Origin of the sequence: Pseudoxanthomonas koreensis, assembly GCF_010093225.1 — a bacterium.
In the GTDB taxonomy this organism is placed as follows: Bacteria; Pseudomonadota; Gammaproteobacteria; order Xanthomonadales; family Xanthomonadaceae; genus Pseudoxanthomonas; species Pseudoxanthomonas koreensis.
Window position 1 is genome coordinate 84,131 of the sequence record NZ_PDWM01000007.1, and the last position, 6,000, is coordinate 90,130.

4 protein-coding genes are annotated in these 6,000 nt (G+C 63.0%); all 4 read left to right on the forward strand.

Annotated elements, in window-relative coordinates:
- The first annotated feature begins 584 nt into the window (after positions 1-584).
- The 4 genes from CSC64_RS03895 (at position 585) to CSC64_RS03910 (ending at position 5,816) form a co-directional block, all read left to right on the forward strand.
- Entirely contained in the window at positions 585-2,741 is a 2,157-nt protein-coding gene (locus CSC64_RS03895; protein WP_162434010.1) for an adenosylcobalamin-dependent ribonucleoside-diphosphate reductase, read from the forward strand.
- A gap of 126 nt (positions 2,742-2,867) precedes the next feature.
- Complete coding sequence (locus CSC64_RS03900; protein WP_162434011.1) at positions 2,868-3,524, forward strand: hypothetical protein; 657 nt, start codon at positions 2,868-2,870, stop codon at positions 3,522-3,524.
- 93 nt (positions 3,525-3,617) lie between these two features.
- On the forward strand, positions 3,618-4,403 hold the full coding sequence (locus CSC64_RS03905) for a TSCPD domain-containing protein (RefSeq protein WP_162434012.1): 786 nt from the start codon (positions 3,618-3,620) through the stop codon (positions 4,401-4,403).
- A 96-nt stretch (positions 4,404-4,499) separates the two neighbouring features.
- On the forward strand, positions 4,500-5,816 hold the full coding sequence (locus tag CSC64_RS03910; protein ID WP_162434013.1) for an AAA family ATPase: 1,317 nt from the start codon (positions 4,500-4,502) through the stop codon (positions 5,814-5,816).
- The last annotated feature ends 184 nt before the right edge of the window (positions 5,817-6,000 follow it).

The window sequence follows — 6,000 nt, forward strand, 5'->3', positions numbered from 1 at the left end:
TTCGGCATCGTGGGTCGCGGCAATCCCGTTCAGTTTCGGCGGGCGTCGTTCAATCGATGCTGAAGCCGGGGATCGCGCGCTGCAAGCCGGCGCGCCTGCCGCAGCGCGCCCGGGACACCGGCGACGCCGCGCGCAGCGGGCCTCCCCTCCGACGCCGCCTGCGCCCGCCGTTAACGCCCTGCGCCGTAGCCTCGCAGCTGCCCCGCCCGGAACTCCCCGGGCACGGCGCGCCACCCCCGGCGCCAGCGTGGTTCGCGCCCCCGTCAAGCGGTTGACAGTCCCCCGGGTGGGGGGTAGCTTGACGGCCTGTCGGGCCACTAGATATAGCGGTCCGGCAAATTCCAAAGCCCAAGTGATGGGGTTTTCAGCGGTTTCGAAGCTGAATGCGCATCACGCGGCCGAATCGCCGGGGGGGCGAGCGGATGAGGCAGGAAAACACGGTCGAAAGCGGCGCTCCACGCCGCGCAACCATTACCGACTGACCGGCGAGCGGCGCGCCCTGGCGCGACCCGTCGGCTTGCCGTCCCCGTCACCGCCAGCCCCGGAACAGCAAAAACCAGGTGCGGCAAGGAGAATCCAACAGCATGAGCACGGTGCGCCTCGAAGTGGTCCAGGACAACAGCAAGAACAACGGGGAAATCCCGCTGCAGCCGGCCTCCCAGGACATCTGGGACAAGAAGTACCGGCTGAAGACCAAGCAGGGCGTGCCGCTGGACGCCGACATCGACGGCACCTACCAGCGCGTGGCCCGCGCCCTGGCCGACGCCGAGCAGACCGACGAGAAGAAGGCCTACTGGTACGAGCGCTTCCTGTGGGCGCTGCGCCGTGGCGCGATCCCGGCCGGCCGCATCACCTCCAACGCTGGCGCGCTGGAGCACAAGCCGGCCACCAGCACGATCAACTGCACCGTCTCGGGCACCATCACCGACTCGATGGACGGGATCCTGGACAAGGTCCACGAGGCCGGCCTGACCCTGAAGGCAGGCTGCGGCATCGGCTACGAGTTCTCCACCCTGCGCCCGCGCGGCGCGTTCGTCGCCGGCGCCGGCGCGTACACCTCTGGCCCGATGTCCTTCATGGATATCTACGACAAGATGTGCTTCACCGTGTCCTCGGCCGGCGGCCGCCGCGGCGCGCAGATGGGCACGTTCGACGTCTCGCACCCGGACGTGAAGGACTTCATCCGCGCCAAGCGCGAGGACGGACGCCTGCGCCAGTTCAACCTGTCGCTGCTGATCACCGACGGTTTCATGAAGGCGGTGGCCGACGACGGCGACTGGCCGCTGGTGTTCCCGGTCAGCGCCAAGGAACAGGGCGACATCGACCTGGCCGACGCGGAAAAGGTGGTCTGGCGCGACTGGCCGACCCACGAGGGCTACATCAGCCGCGACGACGGCCTGGTGGCCTGCAAGGTGTACGGGCACATCCGCGCCCGCCACCTGTGGGACATGATCATGGTCTCCACCTACGACTACGCCGAGCCGGGCTTCATCCTGATCGACAAGGTCAACGAGATGAACAACAACTGGTGGTGCGAGACGATCCGCGCCACCAACCCGTGCGGCGAGCAGCCGCTGCCGCCGTACGGCGCCTGCCTGCTCGGCTCGGTCAACCTCACCGGCTTCGTGCGCGACGCGTTCACCGACAAGGCGCGCTTCGACTGGGAGGAATACAAGGAAGTGGTGCGCGTGTTCACCCGCATGCTCGACAACGTGGTCGAGGTGAACGGCCTGCCGTTGCAGCAGCAGCGCGACGAGATCATGCGCAAGCGCCGCCACGGCATGGGCTTCCTCGGCCTGGGCAGCACCCTGACCATGCTGAAGATGAAGTACGGCTCGGCCGAAAGCCTGGAGTTCACTGAGCAGATCGCCCGCGACATGGCCGTGGCCGGCTGGGAAGTGGCGCTGAACCTGGCCCAGGAGAAGGGCCCGGCCCCGATCATGGAAGAGCGCTTCACCGTCACCGCCGAGATGCTGCGCAAGCGCCCGGAGATGGCGAAGGACGGCTGGCGCGTGGGCCAGGAGATCGAGGGCAAGGTGCTGCACGCCCGCTACAGCCGCTACATGCAACGCGTGGCCTCGGTGGCGCCGGAACTGGTCGACGAACTGGCCGAGGTCGGCGCCCGCTTCACCCATCACAGCTCGATCGCGCCCACCGGCACCATCTCGCTGTCGCTGGCCAACAACGCCTCCAACGGCATCGAGCCATCGTTCGCGCACCACTACAGCCGCAACGTGATCCGCGAGGGCAAGAAGTCCAAGGAGAAGGTGGACGTCTACAGCTACGAGCTGCTGGCCTACCGCCACCTGGTCAACGCCAAGGCGATGCCGTTCGCCGAGAACGCCGAAGCGCAGCTGCCCGAATACTTCATCTCCGCCGACGACATCTCGCCGAAGGAGCACGTGGACGTGCAGGCCGCCGCGCAGAAGTGGGTGGACAGCTCGATCTCCAAGACCGCCAACGTGCCCACGGACTACCCGTACGAGGAGTTCAAGGACATCTACCGCTACGCCTACGAGCAGGGGCTGAAGGGCTGCACCACCTTCCGCTTCAACCCCGCCGCGTTCCAGGGCGTGCTGGTCAAGGAGAAGGACCTGGAGAACACCACCTACCGCTTCGAGCTGGAAGACGGCTCGGTGCTGGAGGTCAAGGGCAACGAGGAGATCGAGTACGACGGCGAGACCCACACCGCCGCCAACCTCTTCGACGCGCTCAAGGAAGGGTATTACGGCAAGTTCTGATCGCTTGCAGGCCGTGGCGCGCGCTGTTCCGGGCGCCCGCCGCGGCCGTTGTCCCTGCGGTACGGCGCCCGGAAACGCAGTCCCCGGTTACCACACGAAAAATGAGTGCGCCCGCAGGAGGGCCCCATGAGCAATGGCAATGGTGTGACGGCGACGCTTTCAGAGGCCGCCGATACCGTGAAAGAGAAAGCGGCCGAAGTCGGCCATGCGATCAGCGCCACCGCCAGCGGCGCGGTCGCCAGCGCCGGCAAGACCGTGACCAGGGCGAAGAAGGCGGCGAAGAAGTCCGTCGCCAAGGCGACCAAGGCGGCGAAGAAGACCGCGACCAAGGCCACCAAGGCAGCGAAGAAGACCGCGGCCAAGGCGACCAAGGCGGTCAAGAAGGAAGGCGCCAAGGTCAAGAAGGCCGTGACCAAGACCGTGGCCAAGGCGAAGAAGAAGCTGACCGTCGCCAAGGACAAGGCCAACGCCGAGGCTGACGCCCTGCGCAAGAAGCTGGGCAAGAAGAAGCCGGCGAAGAAGGCTGCTGCGAAGAAGACCGCGAAGAAGACAGCTCCAAAGAAGGTCGCGCCGAAGAAGGCTGTCGCCAAGAAGGCCGCTCCCAGGAAGGCTGCCGCGAAGAAGGCTCCGGCGCGGAAGGCGGTGAAGAAGGCGCCGGCGAAGAAGGCCGCCGCCAGGAAGGCGGCACCGAAGAAGGCGGCACCGAAGAAGGCCGTCGCCAGGAAGGCTCCGGCGAAGAAGGCGGCCCCGAAAAAGGCCGCGAAGAAAGCCGCGAAGAAGTAAGGCACCACCCACGCAACACGTCCCTCCCCATCGCGGGGAGGGACGGCGGCGGCGTCCCCGCCGCTTCCACGCAACGCACACAGGACACGCAAGATGGCCGTCAAGATCGACAAGAAAATCAAGGGTTACGCCGTGGTCACCGCCGAGGAGAAGGCGCGCGAAGCCGCGCCGCCGGTGGTCGCCGCCCCGGTCGACCGGGCCACGGCCGAGACCGAGGCCGGCAAGGACAACATCATCCACATGCACGAGCGCATCGAGCGCCCGGAAGTCCTGATCGGCAGCACCTACAAGATCAAGTCGCCGATGGTCGAGCACGCCATGTACGTGACCATCAACGACATCGTCCTCAACGCCGGCACCGAGCACGAACTGCGCCGCCCGTTCGAGGTGTTCATCAACTCCAAGTCGATGGACCACTTCCAGTGGATCGTCGGCCTGACCCGGATCATGTCGGCCGTGTTCCGCAAGGGCGGCGACGTCACCTTCCTGGTGGAGGAGATGAAGGCCGTGTTCGACCCGCGCGGCGGCTACTTCAAGGCCGGCGGCGTCTACATGCCCTCGCTGGTGGCCGAGATCGGCGCCGTGGTCGAAGAGCACATGAAGTCCATCGGCCTGATCGTCGACCCGGAGATGAGCGCCCACCAGCGCGCGCTGATCGCCGAGAAGCGCAAGCAGTTCGAAGAGCGCTCAAAAAAAAACAGTGACTTGAGCCCGGCGCCGGCCGCCGCGAGCGCCGGCACCGAAGACATCGCCGTCACCGGCGACGGCACCAGCTTCCCGCCCAGCGCCACCATGTGCCACAAGTGCAGCACCAAGGCGCTGGTGATCATGGATGGGTGCGCGACCTGTTTGAATTGCGGGTATAGCAAGTGCGGGTGACATAAAGCGTTGTGGGGATAGAGGGGGCAAGCGTGCGCGACTTGCCCCTTTTCGTTGGACGCGGTTCTTATCCATCCGAGCGCTAGGAGCGTGGACTTGAATTCTTCAGATCTGCTGAGTGTTTACGACGTCTTTACACCGTCCATGCCGGCACGTGAAGCGTTCGTTGAGCGCGAAGCTTTGAATGATCGGTTAATCGATGCGATCCGCACTCCTGGGAAGCAGTTGATCATTTATGGACACAGTGGGTCGGGGAAAACCACGCTCATTGAGCGAAAGCTTTTTGAGGTATACGAACATCACATAACCGTCTCATGCGTCAAAGGGATGACATTTGAGCAGGTCGTGCTTGATGCATTTGATCAACTCGACGCCTTTCTGCTTGTGGGCGGGTCAGTGCAGCAGTCCGCTTCATGGAATGCGCAGATTTCGACGCTATGGGCGCAAGTGTCGGCGGCGAAGATGGCGATGGTGGAGGCAAGGTCGGAGCGTGTACTTCCGCCACAGCTAACAGTTCAGAATCTTGCCCGTCTAGTAGGGGCCGCCAAGGCTTGTTGGGTACTTGAAGATTTCCATAAGCTTGATCCTGAGGAAAAGGAAAAGCTTGCACAGGCCATGAAGATGTTCATGGACACGGCGCGTAACTATCCGGCGATCAAGGCTGTAGCGGTGGGCGCGGTAGGAACTGCGCGTGAAGTCGTCGCGTACGATCAAGAGATGAGGAACCGAGTTGCCGAGATTGAGGTTCCGCTTATGAGCGACGCGGAGATCTCGGGGATCATCACAGCGGGCGCCAAGAAGCTGCGCATCACATTCGAGAAGCCAGTTCGAGAGTCCATAGTGAAGTTCTCGAATGGCATTCCAGCGATTTGCCACCAGCTATGCTTGAGTGCATGTTTGTCTGCTGGGGTGGGCGTGACCCAGTCAAGTCCAAGGGAGATCCGAAAGCCCAGTCTCGAGTCTGCTGTAAGAGAATTTGTTGAGTCTGCCTCGGACTCGATACGGGATCGCTTTGATCGTGCGATCCGCCGCGAACGCGTGAGGAAGTATGACAATTATTCGATCGTACTTCGGGCCGTATGCGAAGCGCCTCTTGAAGGTGCAACTATTGGCGAACTCAGCTCGATTATCGCAAGAATTGAGCCTGACTATCCTGTAAATAACATAGGTCGGTATTTGGAATCGTTGATGACGGACGGGCGTGGAGCCGTCCTGCGGAAAGATCAGGCTTCGGGAAAATACTTTCACTCTGATCCGTTTATTAGAAGTTACTCGCAAGCATTCTTCAGGGATGCGATGTCGACGTCAGGTTCCTCGGAAAAGCATTCGGCAGTTGCTATTGAGGACGTGATCCGCGAGATCGAAAGGATGCTTGAGCAGGGGAGCTTTAAGCCTAAGGTGCGGAGCTTATAGCGGATAACGGGGTCAGGTTCACTTCGGAAAACAGGGGTGGAAAACAGGGGTCAGAGTCTGAGGTTTCCCCATATTTTCATATCCGGATCGCCATGTTTTGACTGGCCTCAGGCGAGAGTTGGCGGAGCGTTTCCAGCATGGCCCGTAGAGGATGCATGAGCCACCTTCGCACCAGCGCTTCGCG